The organism is Veillonella agrestimuris (assembly GCF_943193065.1).
Taxonomy (GTDB): Bacteria; Bacillota; Negativicutes; order Veillonellales; family Veillonellaceae; genus Veillonella; species Veillonella agrestimuris.
In genome coordinates this window covers 24,935-45,920 of record NZ_CALPCS010000010.1, presented here as the reverse complement: position 1 = coordinate 45,920, position 20,986 = coordinate 24,935, and the positions used below count along the sequence as shown (strand labels likewise).

The following is a 20,986-nucleotide window of genomic DNA, read 5'->3' as shown; positions in this document are numbered from 1 at the left end:
CTACATACTTATTACTCTTAGCATACTTTACAGGATGCTTCTTCCTGCTATACGTTCGTCATTATGTTCCTACATACCATGTATGCCATCATTATATAACTTCTTCTAATCGATGACGCAATAAGTCGACGGCAGCACTGGCTCCAATACGAGTGCACCCTTCTGCGATATAAGCTTTCATGTCTTCTACGTCGCGAATGCCGCCTGCCGCTTTGATTTGTACATGAGGGCCAATATGTTTCTTGAATAACTTAACGTCTTCTAATGTAGCACCACCACTACCAAAGCCAGTGGAGGTTTTAATAAATTCTGCACCGCCATCGGTAACACATTGACAGAGGGCAACCTTCTCGCTATCAATTAAATAACATGTTTCCACAATGACCTTTAACGTCCGTCCTTGGCAAGCGGCTTTAACTGTTTTAATCTCTTCTGTAACGGCATCAAATTTTCCGGCTTTCACATCCCCAATATTGACGACCATATCAATTTCAGAAGCGCCATTTCGAACGGCCTCTTCCGTTTCAGCGACCTTTGTATCTGTCGTTTGATACCCTAGTGGAAAGCCAATGACCGTACAAATCGTTAAGTCTGGATAGTCCTTATGAGCCGCCTCTACAAAGTCTGGCGGAATGCAAGCAGAAGCCGTTTGATACGTAACGGCTTCTTCACATAGTCGGTTAATCTCTTCCCATGTAGCTACCGGTTTTAACAATGTGTGATCTACATAAGCTAATAATTGTTTTCCTGTCATAGTTATGGCTCCTCTCCCAATACAAGATAGTTCTAGAAGAAAGACATCTGCTCTGGTTCTGGCTCTTTATGTAAGGCTGCTTGTGCTTCTTTATTTTTCTCATCGATAAATGGTTCTAAAGGCACCCCCGTTTTAGCTAGTAATTCTGGTAATGATTGAGCACCTTTTAAACGAGCTGCTTCAACAGCAACTTTAGCACATGTTTCCGCATCATCTAAGGCATAGTGATGTCTAAATTCAACGCCTAAATAAGCAGCCATGGTATTCAATTTATGATTTACTAAATCGGGCCATACTGCACGAGATAATTTTACAGTACACGCATAATCTAAATTAGGCCAAGGAATTTTATAGTAATCGAGGGTCGCTCGTAATACGCCCATATCAAATTTAGCATTATGAGCAATCATAATTTTCCCTTTTAAATGATTTTCATAAATAGCATCCCACAATTGGTCGAAAGTCTTTTCATGCATCACATCTTTCGGTTCAATACCATGAATTTCAATATTCTCTGGATCAAAGGACATAAATGGAGGCTTAATCAAGCTATAGGCTTTCTTTGTAATCTCTCCATTTTCCACTGTAATGACGGCTAATGAGCAGGCACTATTTTTATATTTATTAGCTGTTTCAAAATCTAACGCAACAAAATCTAACATAGATCTCCTTTCAAAATAATAAATTTCCTTCTAACCTACGAATGGCTGTACACTTAGTACAGAAAATATATAGCAATTCAGTTATATATGTATATAACTGAGTTTAATTCTCTATTTATTATACCACGTTTGCCTACTATTTTATTGTCCTTCTCATTGACAGGAGCCCCTGTGGTATGTGAAAATTATTTAGATATATAAGTACTATGGAGGTTGGAATATGGCAGATGATAGACTCATTGTAGCCCTCGACGTATCCACTATGGACAATATGAAAGCTATTGTTTCATCCCTTGGTGATGCTGTTAGCTTTTACAAAGTCGGTATGGAGCTTTTTTACGCTGAAGGGGAACAAACAGTTCGTTACTTACAAGAACAAGGGAAACAGGTGTTCCTCGATTTGAAACTCCACGATATTCCCAACACTGTGGCTCATGGCGTATCGTCTTTAACTCGCCTCGGCGCTAGCTTAATTACCATCCATGGCCAAGGTGGTCCTATCATGATGAAAGCTGCCGTCGAAGCAGCTCATGAAAGTGCGGCAAAACTCGGCATAGAACGACCTAAATTATTAGCTATTACCGTATTAACTAGTTTTGATGATGAATCGTGGACAGCCATTGGCGGACAATTGCCAATTTCTGATCAAGTTATCAACCTTGCCAAACTAGCTCAAAGTTGCGGTATGGATGGTGTTGTATGTTCTGCCTTAGAAGCAAAGATGATTCGAGAAGCTTGTGGTCCTGACTTTCTCATCATTACACCAGGCATTCGCCCATCTTTTGCAGCTACGAACGACCAGAAACGTATTGCTACTCCATCCAGTGCATTACAAGATGGCGCCTCTCGCCTCGTAATCGGACGCCCCATTACACAAGCAGAAAAACCACAAGAAGCAGTTCGTTTAATTATTGAAGAAATGGAGAGTATATCCAAATGATGACAGAACAAGAAGTAAAACAATTATTAATCGATACCGAAGCCATCTTAGAAGGCCACTTTTTATTAACATCTGGTTTACATAGTCCTATGTATGTAGAGAAATTCAACGTATTACAACATCCTAAGTACACAGAAACATTATGTAAAGAATTAGCTGAGCGATTCCGTGATCAACAGGTAGAGCTAGTTATTGGTCCAATGACTGGTGGTATCTTATTGGCTCACGAAGTAGGAAAAGCCCTAGGCACACGCGCTATCTTTACGGAACGCGAAAAAGGTGTTATGACATTGCGCCGAGGCTTTAAAATCGAGCCTGGTACACGGGTTCTCATCGTAGAAGATATCGTTACAACTGGCGGTTCTGTACAAGAAGTTGTGAACGTTGTAAATAACTCTGGCGGCGAAATCGTCGGTGTAGGCTTACTTGTTAACCGCTCTGGCGGCAAAGCAGAATTCGGTGTACCAATGGATAAAGTACAAGCGTTGTTAAACCTTGAAGTACCAACATACCAACCAGATGCGTGCCCACTTTGCCAAGCTGGAACGCCTATGACAGAACGTGGTTCTAAACATATTAAATAATCAAAAAAATAAAAAAAAGAAGAAGGCTCCTCTCGGGCCTTCTTTTTATCTATATCATCATATATTGCTATATGTTATTATATCAACTGTTAGTTTTCAATTTTTAATTTCACTAGCTATTATCTCTATTGATTAGTTAGCTTGTGGTATATTTTGTGGCGTATCTGCTGGTGCATGCCCTTGTTGTGGCATATTACCATCTGGATTATTCATCGGAGTATGTGGTGAGTTCATCGGTTGCCCCTGATGTGCACCATTCATAGGACCATTAGGTGCCATAGGTTGACCTGCTGGGCTATGTTTACCATCGCGCATATCCTTGTTATACTTACCATCTTTGTTCTCCTTATGGCGATCGTGTTTAGGTGGCTTTTTAAATTGAGATTCATTCGTTTGAAGCCATTGTGTTACATTGGATAAATCATTAGCAATAAATGATGTAACTGTACCTACTGCAAAGATAACAGTCAAAATCGCTGTCACTATAATACGTTTCATATATACTCTCCTATTGTTGATTATTAAAATATCTATGTCTTAAATTGCGTAATTCCATACCGATAAAAATGCAAGTGAGTCCACCAAATAGACCCATGCCAAAAATCATAATCATCGTTACCATCGATGCAGCTGGCAAAGCCGTTACATTTTCAAAGGGTTGCCACGAAATGCTAAGCAAATATAAAATGGCAGGAATACAGATAAATACGAGTATGCCGGCAGCAATGGATAGACCTCCGCCAATCGCTAGAAGCGTACTCCCTGCAGTTCGTGCCATACCAGGTAATTGTGGCAATAAACGTTCTTTATAGTCCTCAAATCGTTCATATACAAATTGCATATTAATCTTTTTATCTCCTAGTGTACTGTCACTTTCAGTAATGACACCAGCTTCTACATAAGAAGCGTAAATTTCAGATGGCGTACCTAATGATTTAATGATTTCGCTATCTGTTAACCCTCGTTCGTAACCAGCTAAGAAGTGGTCTTCATAAATTTCAATAATATCATCTACATCGGCTACGCCAGCATTACTAAAAGTCTGTTTTAATAGTTGTAAAAATTGTTCCTTATTCATTAATATCTACTCCTTTTAACAATAAGTTTACGATGCTGGAAAATTCATTCCATTCGCGGCGCATATTGTTATATGCTTCAATACCACCCTCTGTAATATGATAGTATTTACGAGATGGGCCAGATGAAGATTCTTTCAAATATGTCTCTACATAACCTTCTTTTTTTAATCTATTAAATAATGGGTAAATGGTTCCTTCCGAAATTTCTATATATTCAGAAATGCGACTAACAATGTCATACCCATACCGATCCTCTTGAGTTAGTAATGCTAATACAAGCATATCCATAACTCCCTTTTTTAATTGAACTTGCATGGTTCCTCCATAATTACTTTCATTAGATAGTTAATCATATATTTTACTTATTAAATAGCACCTAACTAACTAGCTACTGTTTAATCACATGTACATAATATCATACGGTATTATATAATGCAAGGTACTATTTTAAATTTTGCAAAAATTTGTATGAAACAATATAAAGAGTTCAGCATATATAAGGGTTGATAAGTATAAAAATATTGTACTTTTATCATCATACAAAAAGAGTGGACCTCATATGCGATCCACTCTTCTTAATTCAGGCCTACTTGAATGATAGGCAATCATACTATGTAATTATGATTAATTCGACGTCATTTCCCCTAATGTCAATTGTCCACTTATGGTACGTCCATTTTGTGTAATAGATATAAGAATTTGATCACCAGGACTTCGTTTATCAACGGCTTCTTTTAAATCAACGAGAGTCGTAATATCAATACCATCTACTTGTGTAATAACATCCCCTTCTCGAATACCTGCTTGTGCAGCTGGCCCAGAAGGATCAAGTTGAACAATTAAGAGCCCTGTCCCCTCATAGGATACATTATTGCGAGCTGCTGTTTGTTTATCAATTGCCCAAATACCTAAATAAGGGCGTGTTACTTTTCCTGTTTTTATAATAGACTCAATAATTGGTTTAGCTGCATTAATAGGAATGGCAAATCCCATCCCTTCAATACCTTCTTTAGAGATTTTAGAACTATTAATACCAATTAATTGACCATCCGCATTGAGCAATGCTCCCCCAGAGTTACCTGGATTGATAGCTGCATCCGTTTGAATCAATGGAAATCGTTGACCTTGGCTATCTACTGTACGGGCTAAGGCACTAATTACACCAGATGTAACGCTCCCTTTAAATTCTAAACCTAGCGGATTGCCGATAGCAATAGCTGGTTCCCCTACTTGTAAACTATCGGAGTCGCCCACTTCGATAGGCTTAATATCACTTGGTGCATCGATTTTAACGACGGCTAAGTCGGATTGTTCATCGCTACCGATCACTCTACCTGGCACAGTCGTCCCATCAGACAAAGACACTGTCACCTCTCCATTATAAGAGCGTGCTACCACGTGATGGTTCGTTACGATATGACCATCATTGTCAATGAGTACACCAGAACCGACACCTTCGCCAGCATAGATAGTACGGTTAAAAATATCTTTTTGGAATACTTGCGTTGTAATCCCCACTACCGCAGGGCCAGACATTTTAGCAGCCCGCACTACATACGTATCACGGCCTTCACTCAATGTAGAGGAAGGTTTACTTTCATTAAAGATCGATGTAGGCCGACTCGGTTGCTCATGATGATGGAATATATAATAGCCTCCACCGAGTCCAATACATAAGGCTACAATAGTAGCAATAATCGACTTTTTATAAGACTTCATAGATTATATGTTCCTTTCTCCATAGATCTTTTCTCTTATTTTTATCTATACAACAATCAACATAATTCTCAATGACTGCACATTAGATTTTATACAATATATTAGTAATGTATTTATTATAGTCTTATGTTTCATAAATGACAAGAACTAAAAAACAACTCTACCCCAAAGGATAGAGTTGTTTTTACATGGAGATTAACGACGGTTCGCTTCGAAGAAGTTAATTGCTACTTCTGGGAACATAGCATATGTTAATACATCGTCATCTGTAATATTGTTGTAACCTTTTGTTGCCAAATCTTGACGGTAACCTTCCATTTCTGGAGCGATTAAGTCAGCTGGACGGCAAGTGATAGGTTGTTCGTCGCCAATGATAGTTTGACGGATTTCGTCAGAAACTTGAGCAGGCAACGAACCGTATTTACCACGAACAAGGTCTTTAACTTCGTTAGGAACCATTTTATAACGTTCGCCCATCATAACGTTCATCATCGCCATTGTGCCAACGATTTGAGAAGTTGGCGTTACCAATGGAGGGAATCCTAAATCTTCACGAACGCGTGGCATTTCATCCATAACGTCGAAGAAGCGATCGCCCATACCCATTTCGTTCAATTGGTTTTGTGTATTGGACAACATACCGCCAGGAATTTGGTAACGACGAACTGCTGGAATTACATCGCTAGCAGGTTTCAAGTTAAATTCTTCAGCGATTTCTTGTTTTACTTTACGGAAATGATCAACTAATGGAATGAATTTATCAAGGTCCATACCTGTATCGAATTCAGTACCTTTAAACATTTCAATCATAGTTTCAGTTGCTGGTTGGCTTGTAGCATGTGCAAATGGGGAAATAGCAGTATCGATGATATCTACGCCAGCTTTAGCAGCTTCCCAATATGTAGCAGATGCAAGACCAGTTGTGAAATGGCTGTGTAAATCAATGTCAAGGTTGTCACCGAAACGTTTTTTGAAAGTAGACACCATATCGTATGCATCAGCTGGAGCCATCAAACCAGACATATCTTTGATACACAAGGAATCTGTACCCATTTCTACTAATGTTTCAGCTACTTTCAAGAAGTTTTCAGTAGTGTGAACTGGAGAAATAGTATATACCATCGCAGATTGTACGTGAGCACCTGCTGCTTTGGAATATTGAATAGCTTTTTCCATATTGCGAGGATCGTTCAAAGCATCGAAAATACGGATACGATCGATACCATTGCGAACTGCTGCTTTACAGAATGCTTCTACCACGTCATCAGCGTAGTGTTTGTAGCCTAATAAGTTTTGACCACGAAGCAACATTTGTAAAGGAGTGTTTTTCAAACCTGCTTTTAATGTGCGAAGGCGTTCCCAAGGATCTTCGTTTAAGAAACGAAGGCAGCTATCATATGTAGCACCGCCCCAACATTCTAAAGCTTCGTAGCCGATTTCGTCCAATTGACCAAGAACTGGTACCATTTGGCCGATACGCATACGAGTTGCCAATAAAGATTGATGACCGTCACGAAGAACGGTTTCCATAAGTCTTACTCTTTTACCCATGTTAATCCTCCAATTCGAAATAGCTTGCGATGTAACTTTATACATCATACTCTCGACTATCTCATACCTATTTGTCAACGCCTTCATAGCCCCTACTTATGTAAGGAAAATACACTACGAAACGTTTTAACATACTTATATTAGACTACTTCTATAATTCTTTGTCAACAAGTATATTATGCTTATTACTCATCAAAACATTCGTTTTTACCTATAAAAAGGAGCTATTCCGATTCTCTAAATTCCATAAAAGCTAGTAACTATCTAATCTTCCCCTGTATCATAGGAATCATATCTTAATGTAATATAAAAACTCAACAAATAGTTATAGCGAAATAATTTTTATTTATTGATTATTCTATATCAATATTTTTTGATGTACTTCAGCGATATTTCTTGATTTACAGCGTATATTATTAATTTTTACGATAACTATTTCTCTTTATTTTATAATTAATAGTGTGTTATAAATATACATTTAATTATTTCACTTTTTTAGGTGCTGTTTCGAGGACGATATTTTTTCCATCTCGTTTCACTTGAATAGAAAAAGCTCCTTCCCCTTCTTTAAAATATTCCATTTTAATATCCAATAACATTTTACCGATTAATGTTTCTACTTTTTCTGTTAAAAATTCACGGTAAAATGCGTCTTGTGATGTTTTGGGACTTTGGTGAATCACTGGTTTCGCCGCTGCTTTCTCAGCGGCTAACATAGTATCTTCAAAATTATCACTTTCAGTCCAGTGTTTCATCATATCTGCATCAGATAAGCCTTTTTGAATTTTAAACTTTGCCATTCTATTCTCCTTTATCTAATAATTCTACTATAGCGGCCTTCACCGTAGCCGCATCAATACGAGTCATACAGTAAGGCTCTCCTTTAGGGCATTTTCGCTTTCGACAGCCTAAACAGTCCATGTTATCATTTACGATGATCCTGAATCGTCCATCCAGAGGCCCCCACAACTTAGGATCGGTAGGTCCAAATAAGGCCACTACCGGTTTACCTAATGCTAAGGCAATATGTAAAGCCCCTGTATCGCAAGCGACGATAATATCGCAACAATCCATAAGGGCTGCCATCTCTCGTAATGTAGTAGTTCCTAATCGATTATACACTTCTAAGCGAGACCGTTCTATATACTCCATTTGTTCTGCATGCTCTTCTGCCTCTTTAGGACCACCAAAACAAATAAATTGAGCATTACCCTGTAGTAATTCCATCAGTTCTAGCCATTTATATTGGGGCCATTCCTTAGTAGCCCACGATGAGCCTAAGACTAAGCCGATTCGTTTCTTCTCTGACTCAGGAAGGGCCGTTGCTATTGCATCTACCGCTGTCATTCGTTCTTCTTTGGTAAGGAATAAGTCCATCGTCGTTTCAGAAACAACCCCGTTTAAAGATAGCTCACGCTCTTGAATAGCCCCCCCTAACGCCATGGATAACAATTGAGCTACTTCTAAATATTGTGTAATAACATGGCTCTTACGGTCCTTTGATTTGTAATTCGTAAATAACCAATTTAACTCTTTCGTTCCCCCTAAACCTAATCGTATAGGCGCCTCCGAAGCGAGTAAGACAAGGCCTGTAATAAGGCGACCTTGCACATCGACGGCTATATCAAAGTGGTAAGGTTGTAACTGATCTCGCAATTCCCACCACATCTTCCACATCGTTCGTAAATGGAGCTTTTTAGAATGCGCTTCATAGAGATCGCGCTGCCAAGGAATGATTACATCTACATAAGGATTGTTCTCTAATAATTCAGCCATACTAGGCGTAACAATCCAATGTAATTTGGCGGCTGGATATTGTTCCTTAATCCATCGAGCGGCAGCTGTAGCGTGTAATATATCGCCAATATAGCTAAGCCGTACAAATAATATATTCATCTACCGCTACCCGCCTTTCATAAAAACATTAAACCAACTTCATTAAAACCTGTCTCCATGAGGCCTACATGTCTCATCCATCCGTAGAATTATATAGCCGCCTATGTTAAGAAAAGCCTTTATCTCTACAAAGAGTATAAAGGCTTTCTGTTTAATTACTTCTGCTAGACTCAGAGGCGCCACTATTTGTAGCAGGATCTTCAGTATCTTCTGTTATTTTTGTAGTTTCATCACTGCCCTTCGTAATGATGTCTTTTACATCACTCATAGTCACTTCAGATAAGGTAACTGGGTGATTATATTTGTATACAGGATTAAATCCAACCCCTAATTTGCCAGTATATACAACTAAAGCATTATTATCTTCATCAACGCGAGCAATATAAATCGTCTTATTCATATCTACGCCGAGCAAGCGGAACCGGCCTGGCGGATTAATAACTCGCCAGCCCCCTTCAATGCCATCAAATACGAAAATATCTCCAGTACGAGCATTGTCATAAAAGAATTTATCTTCATCGTAGAATACGGCAATACGTCCAATATCAGTGGCTTGCATATATACGCGACGCGTATCATAGTTGGCATCAGTACGATAAATGCGATACGCCCCTTCTCGAACTTTGACTTTCATATACACAACATTTGTCGCTTCAGAATAAGCGGCATCAACGATGCTACTGCCGCGCGGCAAATCTTCTAGCTCTGTATCTACTTCATGGTCTGGATCATCTGCATTGAGTCGAGCCATAACGACTTCATTGTCTGTATATAAGCCCATAATAGCGTAGTTGCGGTCTGGCAACCAGCTAAAATAACTAATGGATCGGTCTCCTAAATCCACCGTTTTCGGCGTGCTTTCACCGGCCTTATAAATGCGCAAAGAATGATTCGTTACAACAGCCATAAATTGGTGATCATAAGATACGTATTTGCGCCCCTCTTTGACATCAGGAAAATTTGACGTATCGTCCTTCGATGCACCTTCCACATTAAATTCTGTGGTCGGGGCAAACATATATTGATCAAGGTACAAATAGACGCCACCTTGTAGCAAAATGCCTACAACAAAGGCGCTCAGTACGCGAGTAAAAGGTTTCATTGCCCCTCCTATTTAACAATAAATGCAGTAGGAATCATACGTTCCCCTAGTAAGTCAGCTGGTTTATTAACGACCTTACCATTTAAATATAAAGTAGAACTAGATCCACCATCTAAGTTAGCCGCAATATAGGCGCCCTTTTCATATAATACATCTTGTACATCTCGCAATGTAGCACCAATGGAATAGCCTGGTTGGCGACCATCAATAACTAAGAAGAGCACAGTACCGTCTTTTCGCTGACCAATCGCCGTGCGTGGGCCTACGCCCCAACCGCCATCGCCGTCAGTAATCATCTTTTGACCATCTACAATAAGAGGTGGTCCAAAGGTAATGCCTTCCACCGCATTCATATCGCTTAGCTCAGTTTTATCGTAATTACCTGCAATGAGGTTACCCGATTTGGAGAAGCCAATGAAATCAACATCTTCATCTGGCCCTACATCTTTACCAATAATATATTCACCATCGTGAAGAATAAAACCATATGGTAAACGTCCCGTACCAGTACCATTTGGATCGTGGAACCCACCACCGTTAATAGCGGCTACGGCACCATTCATTTTAGCGATATTACTGGTGGTATCCCCTTTTTCCTGAATGTTCGCTGCCGTTGCAACTTCAATGCGGCGCGGATCCGGAATCTCAAGAATATACCCTACATAGCGAGCAGACTCAATTTTTTCAAGATTTAATGTTTTATCTTCTCGTGCATCAAACTCAAATAAATCTTGGCTTTTGACAGCCCCTACAGTACCGAGAATGGCCTGCAATTGATCTTGGTTAAAGAGCCACGTAATATAGTGTGGATGACGAGATTGCAATATAGCGCCAATGACGGCACGTTTCACATTATTGAAAGGGCCAAAGAGCACTACAAAAGGTGATGTAATTATGGTAAATAAGAACACCATAATGATGAACTTAACCCAACTTTTCTTAAACAATGTATATCTCCTTATAAATCCCTAAATTGTTCAGTACTAATGCGTTCTTCAAAATGCTCGAGATCAACGGCGTTGCCGACCCAAACGCGCAATACATGATATGGGTCATCCCCTTCATGAGCCCATCCTTGTGGCTTCATAGCCATAGCCATTTTTACGCCTGCTTCTTTAATAGCGGCTTCCGTAAATTCATTTCTATCTCCATATGGATAGCAGAACCACGGACTTTTAATGCCTAATTCTCGTTCTAACGCTTCCTGCCCTTTACGGATATTATCAACTTGCTCCGCCTGTGAAAGCTGCCCCATTTCAATATGGGAATACCCATGGTTTGCAATAGTAATGCCATTATTATACATTTCTTTCACTTCTTCCCAAGTCAGTCTAGTTCCCATATCATCAATATTGACGAACACTGTGGCAGGGAATCCATATTCTTTCATCAATGGATAAACTATGGAATACGTATCAGCATAACCATCGTCAAAGGTGAGGACTACTGGTTTTTCTGGCACTGCTTCACCTTTCGTTACATACGCATATAATTGTTCCATCGTTAACGGATGGTATCCATTGTCCTTTAAAAATTTCATTTGAGCTCTAAATAAATCTTCTCGGATCACCGCATCATTATCAACGTCTTCTCCGATTTTATGGTACATCAGTACCGGTATACCTTTTGGCTTCACCATAGTCACAACAGGCGCTGTTTCTTTTGGTGTTTCTTTATGTACATCTTGTAGCCCACAGCCTACTAAGACTATTGCCATAAGAATGGTCATCATTGTAATCAATGAAATGCGCTTCATAGGTCCTCCCTATAGAAAACATAATTTTACAAAATATATTATACCATTTACAGCAGCAATAGTAAAAGCATAGGCTCAATTCCAACCTTGCTAGACCAATAACATCCTACATATAAATCACAACGCTCTATATACCATGACTATTTAAAAATGTTACACCCACTCATCCACTCATCCACTCATCCACTCATCAATACATGTTATAATATCCATAATAGTACTCTCTGTTAATATTACTAATCCCCATAGGAGATATATCATGAAAAAACGCCTTGCTCTCATTCAAGTAGACGTCCATATAAAAGATATCGAATACAATTATAATCGTGTAGCAGAATTATTACATGAAGCATTAACAACTAAGCCTGATATTATTATCCTTCCGGAAACGTGGAATACAGGTTTTTATCCATCTACAGACCTCATCCAATACGCCGACCAAGAAGGTGAACGGACGCAAGCGTTACTCAGCGATTTTGCAAAAACACACCAAGTCAACATCGTAGGTGGATCCGTGGCTGTCGCACAAGACGACAAGGTATACAATACTTCTTACGCCTTCAACCGCAACGGTCAGATGGTAGGCAACTATTCTAAAATTCACGGCTTTAGCCCTGCTAAAGAGGAAATCTATTTCACTGGTGGCACCGAGCCAACCCATTTTGAATTGGACGGAATCTCTTGTAGTACAGTGATTTGTTACGACATTCGATTTCCTGAATTAGTGCGTATGGCAGCCTTACCAAATACGGAATTACTGTTCGTTCCAGCCCAATGGCCAACAATGCGTTTGCGCCATTGGCAAGTATTAAACGAAGTGCGAGCTATCGAAAACCAACTCTTCCTGTGCGCTGTCAACGGCTGTGGCTCTGTAGGCCGAGTGCAGAGCACAGGCCATTCCTCCGTATACGATCCGTGGGGCACAAACCTCCTCGAAATGGATACTGCGGAAGGTATCGCTTCAGTAGATATCGATTTAACCACAGTCGCTGATATTCGAAGTAAAATCAATGTTTTTAAAGACCGACGTCCAGAATTATACAAAATCAATTAGCAACTTTCTAAAAAAGCTTTAATTGCAGGATTCTCTCTGAAACGCTCCATTTCTTCATCAGTGAGCAATTTCACTTTATCTCGATCTTTATTAACGAGACACAAAAAACCGATATAATCATTTTTATTTGCTCTAAATTGATGAATCGTATTACCTGGGATTTCAATAAAATCCCCTTCTTCTACATCGTAAATAGTATCTCCTAATAATAGCTGCCCTTTCCCGCGTTGGATCATCACCATATGGGTATGTTCATGATACTCCAACGTAGAATAGCCACCTGGCAAACATTCAAAATAGCGGAACTGACAAGGAATATCATAAGCTCCATCATATAAGACTTGGCGTGTCACATCTTTAAAAGGACTTCCATCTTGTTTGTATACAAGCGTCTCTACACCATCCCAAGAATATGTGTCTTTATTAAATTTACGTATCATATTATCACCTATGCAAAAAGGCTGTGCGACATATCACACAGCCTTTATTTTATTTGAAGAAACGTTTCAATGTTCCTAGAATACCATGACTATGTTTATGAACTCCATCTACTACAGATGTTACTTCAAAACCAGTTTTTTCAATAGCCGTTGTAATCGTTTCAACATTAGATTTAGTAGAATCAAAAGAAATCGTTACTGTTTTTTCTGCCAAATCCACAACAGAACTCAATACGCCATCAAGGCCTAATGTAGCACCTTCAACAGCGTCTTTACAATTGTTACACATCATACCTGGCACAGTAAATACTTTTGTTTCTACACCATTGGCTTCACCGCATCCACAATCTTTGCACATAATAAAGCCTCCTTATTTTTCTTCTGTTTCTTTGATTTTATCATCGTTTTTAGCCCCTGCTGTTACATCGATAGTCGTAGCTGTTTTAACAGCTTCTTTAGTCTCTTCTACAGTCTTCTTAGGACCAGAAATAGCGTCTTTAAATTCATTAATTCCTTTACCGATAGCTTTACCGACTTCTGGTAATTTACCAGGTCCAAAAATAACGAGGGCAATAATTAAAACAATAATTAGCTCTTGTGCGCCTATAGATCCCATAATAACTCCTTTATCTACACCTTATTAGGATATGCAGCTTCGTCCACATACCATTGCATATTATCTTGTGAAAGCACCGCTCCTGGCAGTACTCGACCAATGCGTCGCTCCCAAGGTGTATCTTCATAATCTTCCCGTTGATATAAGACTTTTGTTAATGCTGCTTTTTTATTTTCCCCAACTACAGCAAACCATATCCAGTCTGTTTTAGCCAGAAATTGGAAAGTCATAGAAATCCGTTCCCATACTTTACCATCTTCTACAGCAACCACTGCCTTTTCTGTTTCTCGCAATGCATGAGAACCAGCAAATAAGCCCGCTGTATGGCCATCCTCACCAAGATCTAGAATGACTAAATCTAAGCCTTCCTTATTATGTGCCATCAATACGTTTTTTACTTCTTTTTCGTATTCTTCTGCCGCTTCTACTACGGTTTTAGAATCCGTATTGATAGGTAGAAAATGAGCTGCACCTAGAGCTTTACACAATAACACGTCTTTCACTCTATTGAAGTAATTATCTTTATCAGACTGGGACACAAAACGTTCATCAGTCCATACGAAAAATATACTATCCCATTGCAGTCGATCGATATACTCAGGACTATTTAATAGTTCCATTAAGCCATTAACAACAGTCCCGCCTGTAATCCCGACGATACAGGAATGAGTACGTTCAATTTCTTCATCCGTGAAAGCCACAAAATCATCGGCTAATGCACGAATCACATCACTTGGTTCCGCATACTGTTTTATTTTATTTTGACCCATTACATGGACCTCCTAACTGTTACGGTTAATATATATATTATACCGAAGAAGGCGCTGATTTTCAATTATTGACCAAATTTAGGGCGACGACGCTCTGCAAAGGCACGAACACCTTCTTTGAAATCTGCTGTTAAGCCAAGAGAACATTGTTTTTCCACTTCTAACGCTTTATACTGTTCCCAATCAGATAAGAATGCAGCAAACATCATTTCTTTCATCACTCGATAAGAATTAGCAGGACCTTTAGCCAATTTATCGACTAATCGTTTCGTAGCCGTTTCTAAGTCTTCTAATTCTGTCACTTTATAAACAAAACCTAGCTCTTTACCGCGTTCTGCAGGCACTGCTTCGCCGGTCATAACGATATGCATAGCTCGGTTCATACCAATAGCACGAGTCAATAAATACAAGCCTCCCGCATCAGGCGCCAAGCCCACATTCACGAAGGCTTGAATAAAACGAACATTGCTAGAAGCAATGACAAAATCTGCTGCCAAAGCCATATTGAAAGCAGCCCCTGCTGCAGCACCTTGAATACTCATGACTACCGGTTTTGGCAATCGTTTCATAGCGAGGGAAATTTCTGCTACTAATTCAACGATTTCAAAGAGAGATTCTGTATCGCCACTATCAACAGCACGCTCCATTTCTGTTAAATCTCCACCAGCAGAAAACACTTTCCCCTCTGCATTGATGAGTAAGACACGGACGCTATCGTCTGCACCAGCGCGTGCCATTGCATCAAGAATCTCTTTGCACATTTCTACATTAAAACCATTAGATACACTAGGACGATTAAAGGTCAATGTACCAACACCGTTGTCTACTACGTATTGAATTGTATTATATAACATATCGTTTCTCCTGTATTAAAAAAGCTGCAATAACTCTTACTCTTAACTGAATATCTATAGTCATAATGCAGTATATTTTATCGAAAATATTCGATTACATAGTTTCATTATAGGAGAAATTACTATAGATGTAAACCAAAAGACATAAGCCCCACAGAACTTATGTCTTCATTCAGCAATATATCTATTAGTTTTTAAAAATAGAAACTTCCTTTAACATATTATGCAAACGATATTCATCAAATGGAAGGTATTCTGCAATGGTAAAACCTTCTACACTAGACGTCTCGTCGATAATTCTCAATACAGCCCCCACTTGGTCCATTGTCATAATACCGCCACCAGATCCATCGCCACCAGCTTCTGGATTAGCAAAATAAGTAGAATGAAATAGTTTTTCATCTAACGCATCGATATCGAAATGCACCAAGATGTGGCCATATTGTTTAGCAAATTCTCGAATCGCTTCAATTGGTAATGGTCCATTAGTTTGTACTGTATAATTCACATTGGCTTTATTTAAAAATACTTCTTGGTAATCGTGCAAATCTTGTAAGCCTACATAAAGAACATCTTCCCCTTTGAAAGCAGGATTTTTCATATGCTCTGCAAATAGTTTTTCTCCACTACCAAGCAATGCACCTAAGACCATAGCATGTGGGTAAGGGTATCCATTATCTTTAACCGACACATCGGCATGCGCATCAATCCATATAATGCCTACATTATCATATTTGCCATGAAGATAATCGAAAGGAGCAAAACTAACTAAACAGTTACCGCCAATCGTAATAATACGATCAGGCTGCTCTTCTTCAATTTTTTCGATAGCACTCATAATACCATGCGCTACAAATTCCGTCCCATAGATACCGTCTACTACATCGGTTTCTGTTTCCTCTGGTGGTAATACATCCACCTTAATAAGCCGTTGCTTGTCATTTTTCGGTAAAATATGTTGCAATAAATTAGAACCAAAATAATACACCTCGGAACCACCACTAATAAAATCTGGATATAATAAGCGAATCGTTTTCATATTTTAGTTATCCTCCTTTTATTGTCTGCAACAAAACCCCAGCACCATATTGGTTACTGGTTTTTTTATATATCCAACTATTAACGTTTGGAGAATTTCTCGATTGAAAACTAAGAATACTCAATCCTCATAAATCCCTTTATATCAACATTTTACAGTTTGAAAATTCCATAAAAATGGACTGAAATCTATTCATTTGGATAAAATTGACACCAATTAACACCATAAAATAGACTAGTCATTTATTCTAATTCCTAAAAATTTTTGAAATAGCATAGTCTTTTCTAAAATTTGTGGAATCCAAAACGCAAGCTCAACCCAGCCTGCGTTTTTTTATTTTTCTACAACTTCTTTTGTTACTTCAATCTATTTATCAGCATACAAAACAACATCTCTAATAGCTAATTTTTTAATAGCTTGTACCAAGGTTGCCATGTAATCAAAATGGATTTCTCCCTTTTCATTGACTGGTAATTTTATCAGTTTATCCTTGACTACATTCCAACCACCTAATTTGTTTTTATATGAGTAAATCGGTAGGTCTGTAACCTTATTGATACTCGGAACAATAAAGAGGTAGTCATTTGGTCTTAGTTGCTTATCCGAACTAATCCAATCAATTGCATAAGCGTCAGATAGGACGGTAAATTCTTGTGATTGGAAGTAAGCTCTGTACACATCACTGTTAGACGGGATAGAGATAACATTTTGTAGAACCGTCGCTCCTTCTTTAGGAACATAGTAGTTTAACCCTTGATTCATAAAACTAGAGGTCAAGGCAGGTAAGCTGAATTCTCCTTGTGGTTCTTTTGGTAATTCTTTTGCTTTATAAGGTAATTTCTTGGTTTTAACTCTATCAAATAAATCACCCATGCGAAACTCTTGCCATTGTTGAGTATCAAATACCTCTAAAGCATCTTCTTCCTCTTGGGTGAGTTGATAATCTTTAAAACCACTTACTAATAGATACGCCTCGAGCGTCTCGATGCGTTCCGCCTCGAGCGCTTTTATGCAATTTTCCATATATGAAAATGCTATCTCGCTATTTATTGTCGGTAAGGCAATTTTATCATTTTCAACCTTATTAGCCCATGTTGCTAAATAATCTCTTGAATATTTTGGATAAAGAACCGATTCAAGCACTGCTCGCAAGAACAAATTTGTTTCAAAACTTACTTCAATATTTTTGACTTTGATTAAATAGCTTTCTGCAAGAATTCCTGTTTCCTTACGTTGTGCATAAACTAAGCCTGCTGCAATTGCACCGTTATAAATAATAGAAATAACATTACTGTGAGTTTCAAAATCGCCTTCTTTTGCCCAATACATAATCCCGTTATCACCTGATTTAGCATAAACCACGGGTACTGAGTATTCTTCTGTTTCTACCTTTGAAACAGATTTAGCCCTGTCACCTACTCCCAAATATCTTGATGATAACTTTTCAAAAACATCGCCAATTCTGTATTCAAGCCACTCGCCTCCTTGGCTTTCAAATTCTTGTTCAATTTCTTCAAGACGAGGGCTTACAATTTTTTTGAGTTATCAATATCTTTATTTTTCAATAATTGGCTAACTTCCCACGCTAAATAATCTGATACTGATTTCTGTAAATCTTCAAGAGTAGGTTTAAGATTCGGTTTTATATGTTGGTCAAAATTCCAGTCTTCACCATGTTTTTCACCAGAGAGAGCAATAACATCTTCAATGTACTCTTTTTCTGTAAAAATATTCAACTCACCTTTACCGAATTTAACGAGATTAACCACCTCTTCATAACGTCCTACCGCATTATCAACATCTTGTAAATTAGTACTGGCTTTTGATTTCTTACGGTTAGAACGTTTGTAGCCATCGTTACGCAAATCAATAAACTTCACTCGCTGTTTGGCTTCATGCTTTTCTCCTACCTTAAATACGTAAATAGAAGTCTGTACATTAGATTTTCCTATAAAAATATCCATTGGCATTTTGATAGATGCTAAAAGTGTATTTTGCTCCAAAATCTTCTGATTAATTTCCTTTGCACGTCCTGAACCTGCTGAATCTTGGATAATAACAGAGGCGTAACCACCTTTCATCATAGACAAGGCACGCTTGACAAAGTTCATGCCATTCCCTGTTTCAGAGTAAGGCGGATTTAAAAGGAAAACATCTGCTGGGAAATGCTCATTATCTTTACCATAGCCATATTTCCCATTAAATTTCTTCAAACTATCATCTTGTAGGATATTACTTGAACCATCTCCCATCAGAATCATGTTTAGAACAGCCAACATGTAGATTTCTGGAAGAATTTCAATCCCAAGAATTTGTTCAGCCTTGATTTTCTCTTCCTTTTCTCTAAGTTCATCAGGGCTTGTAATTTCCTTTTTAGCGTCATCTAACATCAGATTCATAGCAGCCACCAACAGACCACCCGAACCTGTCGCAAAGTCCCAGACATAAGAATCCTTGTTTACTCGTGCTAGTTTCGCCATAAAAAGTGCTACATACCGAGGAGTTAACACCACGTCATTTTGGTCATCACCTGCAAAGCTCAACCATCTAAACATGATATTAAAGAGCTTACCTGTAAAGTCCGTATCCACTCCGATTTTGTAGAAATAACCTAAGTCGTCAATCACCTCTGTAAAGATTTCTTTGAGGAGAGACACCCCATTCCTTGGATCTGAAAAGCTAGATTCAAGAATCGTAGGTTCTAAATGACGTAAAATTTGTTTTTGTTTAGCTTGTGGGAGGTTCTTCTCTTTCAGAAACGCCTTGATTTTACGAATTAGAATGTCTCCATCTGTATCGCCTTCTTCATCAGAAGATTTTAAATCTGATGGTTCTAAGGGCTTCACCTTACCCGCAACCCCTAAGTTTGCCATGATACTAGCAGCCACTAGATGAATACGTGCCAAGGCACTAATATTTTTCTGCTTGTTGAAAAGACTTTCGTTTATCTTTGTTAGAGCGTCTTCAATTCTATCTTCACGTTTTAGATGAATCAAGCGTAATTCAGCTTCTGATAACTGTAATTCTTTTAGCTTTTCTATAAATTCATCAAAGTTTTCAGGCTTTAAGAAAGATAAATCGGAGTACTCACCAACCTTTTGACCGATACCATAGTTAGACTTGGAAACATAGTAAACACCAAAACGTGTTTCAAGGTTGCCTGCCTCGTCCTCATCTCCTGTAATCCCAATTGCAATGACATCTGTATAACTAGAATATTGCAGGATAGCATTTGCATAGTGAACCGCCCCATTTACCGCATAGCCGTTGATATTGGTATAGTTTGGGTCGCCCTTTTCTTTACCGCTTGTTTTCGTATTGGCTACATGGTCTTCTTTGTCTAGCTTTTCAAGTTTATTACTGCCCCACTTCAATTCAATCATGATAGGGTAATAGTCTAGCTTACTATTTTTCAATAATAGTTTAACATCAACTAGATTCGCACCCTCACCACCTGTTTTTGATGGTGCTTTTGCTAAGGCTTTGTCAATTTCAGGATTAACACTTTCATTTTGTGTCACAAACTCCATATCATAAGACGTCAACCATTTTTCAACTTCACGTTGAATTTTGACTTCTTTACTCTGTTTTCTTGCCATTGGTTATTTCCTCTATAACTAGTTTTAAATTAGCTCTTTTTATACTCCAGTGAGTTCTACTAAGCTCCCATTCATTTATCCGAAGTTTAGATTTGTTGGATTCTATTAATTTCATATTTATTTCCCGCTCTTTTCGAAGATAGAATTTAGAATTCCTAACACCTTCTACTTTATCTATCTCTTCCAGACTTCCTAGAAAACCATTTTCCACTTCATTATTCTGTTCATTATACTCTGGAAGAAACAAAGTCGGTAAAGCCAATATCTCATTAATATCATCTAGTGAAAATTTCAAATATCTTTGTTTAATTTCTTGGTTAGTATATTCAAAAAATCTATCATTTTGTAAGGTAAATAAATCATTTGAGTAGCTTTCACCAGAAATCACAAACAAATTATAGAATTCGTCAAGAGAAAGTACCTTTCGCTCCGTCGTGTAGTTAATAAAATTATTTACATTGTCAGCATGTTCTATATTATAAATTTTTTCTGCGCTTTGTTGTAATGTTTGTTGAGGGAATTCTGATGGTAAATTGTCCTGTCTCTTTAGTAAGTTTGTCAATGTATTCTC

Annotated in this window: 24 protein-coding genes; 3 read left to right on the top strand and 21 right to left on the bottom strand. The window is 38.3% G+C overall.

Going from position 1 to position 20,986, the window contains the following annotated elements:
• Nucleotides 1-91: 91 nt before the first annotated feature.
• Entirely contained in the window at nt 92-754 is a 663-nt protein-coding gene (gene deoC, locus NFR29_RS05940) for a deoxyribose-phosphate aldolase (protein WP_251424494.1), read from the bottom strand.
• Between the two features lie 32 nt (nt 755-786).
• A complete protein-coding gene (locus tag NFR29_RS05935) occupies nt 787-1,416 on the bottom strand; it encodes a 3'-5' exonuclease (RefSeq protein ID WP_251424492.1) in 630 nt (209 codons plus the stop codon).
• 220 nt (nt 1,417-1,636) lie between these two features.
• On the opposite strand from NFR29_RS05935, the gene pyrF reads away from it, so the two are divergent.
• Nucleotides 1,637-2,356, top strand: a complete 720-nt coding sequence (pyrF, locus tag NFR29_RS05930) for an orotidine-5'-phosphate decarboxylase (RefSeq protein ID WP_251424490.1) — start codon at nt 1,637-1,639, stop codon at nt 2,354-2,356.
• Nucleotides 2,353-2,940: an orotate phosphoribosyltransferase gene (gene pyrE, locus NFR29_RS05925; RefSeq protein ID WP_251424488.1), complete on the top strand. Its 588-nt coding sequence runs from the start codon at nt 2,353-2,355 to the stop codon at nt 2,938-2,940. The genes pyrF and pyrE overlap by 4 nt, the downstream gene beginning before the upstream one ends.
• 132 nt (nt 2,941-3,072) lie before the next feature.
• Here pyrE and NFR29_RS05920 read toward each other — a convergent pair whose 3' ends face one another.
• The 10 genes from NFR29_RS05920 to NFR29_RS05875 form a co-directional block, all read right to left on the bottom strand.
• Nucleotides 3,073-3,438, bottom strand: a complete 366-nt coding sequence (locus tag NFR29_RS05920; RefSeq protein ID WP_251424486.1) for a transcriptional regulator — start codon at nt 3,436-3,438, stop codon at nt 3,073-3,075.
• A 10-nt stretch (nt 3,439-3,448) separates the two neighbouring features.
• Nucleotides 3,449-4,018, bottom strand: a complete 570-nt coding sequence (locus NFR29_RS05915) for a DUF1700 domain-containing protein (protein ID WP_251424484.1) — start codon at nt 4,016-4,018, stop codon at nt 3,449-3,451.
• Nucleotides 4,011-4,334: a PadR family transcriptional regulator gene (locus tag NFR29_RS05910; protein ID WP_251424482.1), complete on the bottom strand. Its 324-nt coding sequence runs from the start codon at nt 4,332-4,334 to the stop codon at nt 4,011-4,013. The genes NFR29_RS05915 and NFR29_RS05910 overlap by 8 nt, the downstream gene beginning before the upstream one ends.
• A 309-nt stretch (nt 4,335-4,643) precedes the next feature.
• The gene (locus tag NFR29_RS05905; protein ID WP_251424481.1) at nt 4,644-5,738 is read right to left on the bottom strand and encodes a S1C family serine protease; all 1,095 of its coding nucleotides are present in this window, start codon (nt 5,736-5,738) and stop codon (nt 4,644-4,646) included.
• A 195-nt stretch (nt 5,739-5,933) separates the two neighbouring features.
• Nucleotides 5,934-7,289, bottom strand: coding sequence for a pyruvate carboxylase subunit B (locus NFR29_RS05900; protein WP_251424478.1), 1,356 nt, complete (start codon nt 7,287-7,289; stop codon nt 5,934-5,936).
• 482 nt (nt 7,290-7,771) lie between these two features.
• The gene (locus NFR29_RS05895) at nt 7,772-8,089 is read right to left on the bottom strand and encodes a hypothetical protein (RefSeq protein ID WP_251424476.1); all 318 of its coding nucleotides are present in this window, start codon (nt 8,087-8,089) and stop codon (nt 7,772-7,774) included.
• Between the two features lies 1 nt (nt 8,090).
• Nucleotides 8,091-9,185, bottom strand: a complete 1,095-nt coding sequence (locus NFR29_RS05890) for a glycosyltransferase family 9 protein (RefSeq protein WP_251424475.1) — start codon at nt 9,183-9,185, stop codon at nt 8,091-8,093.
• A 151-nt stretch (nt 9,186-9,336) separates the two neighbouring features.
• A complete protein-coding gene (locus tag NFR29_RS05885) occupies nt 9,337-10,287 on the bottom strand; it encodes a hypothetical protein (RefSeq protein ID WP_251424473.1) in 951 nt (316 codons plus the stop codon).
• 8 nt (nt 10,288-10,295) lie between these two features.
• Nucleotides 10,296-11,234 (bottom strand): phosphodiester glycosidase family protein, encoded by a 939-nt coding sequence (locus NFR29_RS05880; protein WP_251424471.1) that lies wholly within the window; start codon nt 11,232-11,234, stop codon nt 10,296-10,298.
• An 11-nt stretch (nt 11,235-11,245) separates the two neighbouring features.
• On the bottom strand, nt 11,246-12,043 hold the full coding sequence (locus tag NFR29_RS05875; protein WP_251424469.1) for a polysaccharide deacetylase family protein: 798 nt from the start codon (nt 12,041-12,043) through the stop codon (nt 11,246-11,248).
• Between the two features lie 259 nt (nt 12,044-12,302).
• Here NFR29_RS05875 and NFR29_RS05870 point away from each other — a divergent pair, with 259 nt between their 5' ends.
• A complete protein-coding gene (locus NFR29_RS05870) occupies nt 12,303-13,097 on the top strand; it encodes a carbon-nitrogen family hydrolase (protein WP_251424468.1) in 795 nt (264 codons plus the stop codon).
• Here NFR29_RS05870 and NFR29_RS05865 read toward each other — a convergent pair.
• The 9 genes from NFR29_RS05865 to NFR29_RS05825 form a co-directional block, all read right to left on the bottom strand.
• Nucleotides 13,094-13,537 (bottom strand): cupin domain-containing protein, encoded by a 444-nt coding sequence (locus tag NFR29_RS05865; protein ID WP_251424465.1) that lies wholly within the window; start codon nt 13,535-13,537, stop codon nt 13,094-13,096. The two genes, NFR29_RS05870 and NFR29_RS05865, sit on opposite strands and share 4 nt — an antisense overlap.
• Nucleotides 13,538-13,586: 49 nt before the next feature.
• The gene (locus NFR29_RS05860; protein WP_251424463.1) at nt 13,587-13,895 is read right to left on the bottom strand and encodes a heavy-metal-associated domain-containing protein; all 309 of its coding nucleotides are present in this window, start codon (nt 13,893-13,895) and stop codon (nt 13,587-13,589) included.
• A 12-nt stretch (nt 13,896-13,907) separates the two neighbouring features.
• A complete protein-coding gene (tatA, locus tag NFR29_RS05855) occupies nt 13,908-14,153 on the bottom strand; it encodes a twin-arginine translocase TatA/TatE family subunit (RefSeq protein WP_251424461.1) in 246 nt (81 codons plus the stop codon).
• 14 nt (nt 14,154-14,167) lie between these two features.
• Nucleotides 14,168-14,923, bottom strand: a complete 756-nt coding sequence (pgl, locus tag NFR29_RS05850) for a 6-phosphogluconolactonase (protein ID WP_251424459.1) — start codon at nt 14,921-14,923, stop codon at nt 14,168-14,170.
• A gap of 65 nt (nt 14,924-14,988) precedes the next feature.
• A complete protein-coding gene (gene fabM, locus NFR29_RS05845; RefSeq protein ID WP_251424457.1) occupies nt 14,989-15,777 on the bottom strand; it encodes a trans-2-decenoyl-ACP isomerase in 789 nt (262 codons plus the stop codon).
• A 187-nt stretch (nt 15,778-15,964) separates the two neighbouring features.
• A complete protein-coding gene (locus NFR29_RS05840) occupies nt 15,965-16,816 on the bottom strand; it encodes an arginase family protein (RefSeq protein WP_251424455.1) in 852 nt (283 codons plus the stop codon).
• Nucleotides 16,817-17,182: 366 nt separating this feature from the next.
• Nucleotides 17,183-18,241, bottom strand: coding sequence for a restriction endonuclease subunit S (locus NFR29_RS05835; RefSeq protein WP_251424453.1), 1,059 nt, complete (start codon nt 18,239-18,241; stop codon nt 17,183-17,185).
• A gap of 101 nt (nt 18,242-18,342) precedes the next feature.
• Nucleotides 18,343-20,415, bottom strand: a complete 2,073-nt coding sequence (locus NFR29_RS05830) for an HsdM family class I SAM-dependent methyltransferase (RefSeq protein WP_251424451.1) — start codon at nt 20,413-20,415, stop codon at nt 18,343-18,345.
• On the bottom strand, nt 20,396-20,977 hold the full coding sequence (locus NFR29_RS05825) for a hypothetical protein (RefSeq protein WP_251424449.1): 582 nt from the start codon (nt 20,975-20,977) through the stop codon (nt 20,396-20,398). The genes NFR29_RS05830 and NFR29_RS05825 overlap by 20 nt, the downstream gene beginning before the upstream one ends.
• Nucleotides 20,978-20,986: the final 9 nt, after the last annotated feature.

Bases quoted from the DNA above. Each gene is read 5' to 3' on its own strand.
- NFR29_RS05905 (WP_251424481.1), bottom strand. From the start codon at position 5,738: ATGAAGTCTTATAAAAAGTCGATTATTGCTACTATTGTAGCCTTATGT.
- NFR29_RS05830 (WP_251424451.1), bottom strand. From the start codon at position 20,415: ATGGCAAGAAAACAGAGTAAAGAAGTCAAAATTCAACGTGAAGTTGAA.
- NFR29_RS05895 (WP_251424476.1), bottom strand. From the start codon at position 8,089: ATGGCAAAGTTTAAAATTCAAAAAGGCTTATCTGATGCAGATATGATG.
- NFR29_RS05885 (WP_251424473.1), bottom strand. From the start codon at position 10,287: ATGAAACCTTTTACTCGCGTACTGAGCGCCTTTGTTGTAGGCATTTTG.
- pyrE (WP_251424488.1), top strand. From the start codon at position 2,353: ATGATGACAGAACAAGAAGTAAAACAATTATTAATCGATACCGAAGCC.
- NFR29_RS05915 (WP_251424484.1), bottom strand. From the start codon at position 4,018: ATGAATAAGGAACAATTTTTACAACTATTAAAACAGACTTTTAGTAAT.
- pyrF (WP_251424490.1), top strand. From the start codon at position 1,637: ATGGCAGATGATAGACTCATTGTAGCCCTCGACGTATCCACTATGGAC.
- deoC (WP_251424494.1), bottom strand. From the start codon at position 754: ATGACAGGAAAACAATTATTAGCTTATGTAGATCACACATTGTTAAAA.
- fabM (WP_251424457.1), bottom strand. From the start codon at position 15,777: ATGTTATATAATACAATTCAATACGTAGTAGACAACGGTGTTGGTACA.
- pgl (WP_251424459.1), bottom strand. From the start codon at position 14,923: ATGGGTCAAAATAAAATAAAACAGTATGCGGAACCAAGTGATGTGATT.
- NFR29_RS05865 (WP_251424465.1), bottom strand. From the start codon at position 13,537: ATGATACGTAAATTTAATAAAGACACATATTCTTGGGATGGTGTAGAG.
- NFR29_RS05900 (WP_251424478.1), bottom strand. From the start codon at position 7,289: ATGGGTAAAAGAGTAAGACTTATGGAAACCGTTCTTCGTGACGGTCAT.
- tatA (WP_251424461.1), bottom strand. From the start codon at position 14,153: ATGGGATCTATAGGCGCACAAGAGCTAATTATTGTTTTAATTATTGCC.
- NFR29_RS05860 (WP_251424463.1), bottom strand. From the start codon at position 13,895: ATGTGCAAAGATTGTGGATGCGGTGAAGCCAATGGTGTAGAAACAAAA.
- NFR29_RS05875 (WP_251424469.1), bottom strand. From the start codon at position 12,043: ATGAAGCGCATTTCATTGATTACAATGATGACCATTCTTATGGCAATA.
- NFR29_RS05910 (WP_251424482.1), bottom strand. From the start codon at position 4,334: ATGCAAGTTCAATTAAAAAAGGGAGTTATGGATATGCTTGTATTAGCA.
- NFR29_RS05920 (WP_251424486.1), bottom strand. From the start codon at position 3,438: ATGAAACGTATTATAGTGACAGCGATTTTGACTGTTATCTTTGCAGTA.
- NFR29_RS05870 (WP_251424468.1), top strand. From the start codon at position 12,303: ATGAAAAAACGCCTTGCTCTCATTCAAGTAGACGTCCATATAAAAGAT.
- NFR29_RS05840 (WP_251424455.1), bottom strand. From the start codon at position 16,816: ATGAAAACGATTCGCTTATTATATCCAGATTTTATTAGTGGTGGTTCC.
- NFR29_RS05935 (WP_251424492.1), bottom strand. From the start codon at position 1,416: ATGTTAGATTTTGTTGCGTTAGATTTTGAAACAGCTAATAAATATAAA.
- NFR29_RS05890 (WP_251424475.1), bottom strand. From the start codon at position 9,185: ATGAATATATTATTTGTACGGCTTAGCTATATTGGCGATATATTACAC.